2 protein-coding genes are annotated in these 2,728 nt (G+C 33.8%); both read right to left on the bottom strand.

The window, feature by feature from the left end; translation table 11 throughout:
• Positions 1-1,844: outer membrane protein assembly factor BamA (gene bamA, locus ABGX27_05345; GenBank protein ID MEO2068918.1), on the bottom strand; the 1,844-nt coding region annotated here is incomplete at its 3' end.
• A 52-nt stretch (positions 1,845-1,896) separates the two neighbouring features.
• Positions 1,897-2,728 (bottom strand): ATP-binding protein (locus tag ABGX27_05340; protein ID MEO2068917.1); only part of this gene is annotated, 832 nt, incomplete at its 5' end.

Here is a 2,728-nt window from a genome sequence, read left to right as displayed (position 1 = left end):
AGATTAAAGTACTTTGAATAGTCTGCTACAACTTTATAAAAGTTTTCTTTTCCACCTAAGAAGTTTCCTGCTACCTGAGTGGTAATCGAGAAGTAGCTTCCTTTATGTGGTAAGAAACGATTGTCTCTTAAATCTCTTGAAATAAATCCTGTTGTCATTCCAACAGTTGTGATCCCTTCTTCACTTTTGATGATATCTGGAGCGTCTTCAGAAATATCAGAAATTTTATCTCTCTCAATTAAGTATCCAAGACCTATTCTCCAATCTTCCCAGATTCTTCGTGAGACCATAGTGGAAAAACCTGTCTTATGGCTGGTGTAAGTGAAGTATTCATTCTTTCTGTTATAGAGTCTGTAAGAGATATTTTGAGGTCTATCAAGCCACCATTTGTGATTGTAGCTAAGGTCAAAATAGAGAACTTTTGAACCACCCTGGAAAGAAATAGCTGCAGAATCTCCAGTTCCAAAGAGGTTCCCTTTTGATAACTGTGCCATCATAACAAGTTTTGACACTGAACTATATCCAATACCAACGGAGAACATACCGGTTAAACGTTCTTTTACATCAACGTTAACATCAACTTTGTTTTTATCAACTACTTTTGGTTTTACATCTACGTTTTCAAAGTATCCTGTGTTAAAGAGCCTTCTTATAGACCTTTCAACTTTAACGGTGTCGAAAATACCTTTCTCGTAAAAGTCCAACTCTCTTCTTATTGTTCTATCTCTTGTGGATATGTTCCCTGTGATGTTTATACGTCTTACATAAGTCCTTTCCCCTTCAAAAATATGGAACTTAATGTCAACAGTATGATCTTTAAAGTTTGTTTTTTCCTCAGGAATGACGCTTGCAAAAATAAATCCAAGTTCTCCGTATTTTCTGGTTATTTTAGCTATAAATTTTCCTAAAAACTCTCTATTAAACGTCTTTCCAGATCTTATAGCTTTAGAGAGTTTTAAAAGTTCTTTTGAGGTAAAGAGAGTGTTTCCTTCAAAACTTATTTTTCCAAACCTATACTTTTCTCCTTCATTTTTTATTGTGTAAATGACCTTATAACATCCCTTCTTTTTATCTATTTCTACAACTTTTGGTTCTCCAACTTCAACATCTAAGAAGCCTTCTCTGTAGTAGAGATTTTTTATTCTTTCAACATCTTCTTTTAGGTTTTCTTCTATCAAAGGTGCAGAAAACCTTAAACAGAGGATACATCTCTCCTTAGTTAGAAGAACATCTTTTATATCTCCATCATCAATCTTTTTATTTCCTCTTATTTCTATCTCACAAACGTTTCTCTTTTTACCTTCAACAATGGTAAAAACTGCCACTGCTTTTGTTGAGAATTTTTTTTCTACTCTGTAATCGACTTTTGTTCCAACAAATCCTTTCTTTTCGTAAAACTCTTTTATCTTTTTCTTTAAGTCTTCTAAATACTTATAACTAAGAGGTTCTCTTTGTTTTTCGGAGTCTTCCCCTTCTTCATCAATAAGTCCCAATTCTTCTTTCAGCCTCCTCTCTGAGAACTCTTTGTTTCCTTCAAATTTAATATCGGTTATTACTGGCTTTTCCTTTACAAAAACTTTTAAAATAACTCCTTCTTTTCCTTCACTTACATCGACAGAGATATTTTCAAAGTAGCCTAAGCTAAAAAGAGTTTTTATATCCTTTGCCACAAGTTTTGGAGAGAACTCTTTGCCAGATTTTTCGGACATGTAGTAAAGAATTGTCTCTTTTGGAACAGTTTGGTTCCCTATTATTTCAACTCTTTCTATTATTTTTCCTTCATTCGCTAAAACTGCTCCCCACCAAAATGTGAGGATAAGAAAAACAAAAAAAATTCTTTTCACTCTTACCCCCTAAGGGTTAATAGGTCTGCTAATAATATCAAATTCGGGGATATTACTTTTTAGGAAGATAGATTTTAAAACACGTTCCTTCTCCTTCCTTACTCTCAACTTCAACTTTTCCACCAAGTCTTTCTACTGCAAGCTTTACGATTGATAGTCCTAAACCTGTTCCACCAAGTTTTCTTGATCGAGAACGTTCCACTCGATAGAACCTTTCAAAGATAAATGGAATATGGGATTTAGGTATTCCTATACCTGTATCACACACGGAAATTTCAACCTCATTTGTAAGTTCTTTGAAGCTAACAAATACTTTTCCTCTTTCTTTGTTATACTTTACAGCGTTGTCTATGAGATTCTTGAGGATTGCGTGGAGCATTTTTTCGTCCGCTCTAACTTTAGCTTCTTCTGGAATGTTTACTTCTATTTTGACTTTTTTCTTTTCTACAAATTCTGTCAAGTCTTGAACAATTTTAAGTGTGAAATCTTTCAATGGAACAGTTGTTATATTGGGAGTGAAGTTGACACTTTCAAGCATCGATAAGGTTATAAGGTCTTCTATTAGTTGCTCCATGTATTTCACTCTTTCTATTGCCTTTTTCAAGAATTTCTCTGCGGACGGAACATTTTTACATTCCTCCTCCAATGTTTCTAGAGAAAGTTTCATAGCTGCTACAGGAGTTTTAAGTTCATGGGAGACATTTGCAATAAAGTCTTTTTTAAGGTTTTCGTACTTTTTTATGGGAGTTAGATCTATTAATATCAGGACTTTTTCATCCATATCAGAACCGAAAATAACTTGAACGTACTTATCCTTTATCTTTTTTTCTTGCCAAACTCTGTATTTTTCGTCGAAACTTTCGTTAATTAGGGAAATGATGTCA

The organism is Desulfurobacteriaceae bacterium (assembly GCA_039832905.1).
Taxonomy (GTDB): Bacteria; Aquificota; Aquificia; order Desulfurobacteriales; family Desulfurobacteriaceae; genus Desulfurobacterium.
The sequence above is the reverse complement of the archived record's forward strand: the minus strand, read 5'-3'. Positions and strand labels throughout refer to the sequence as shown.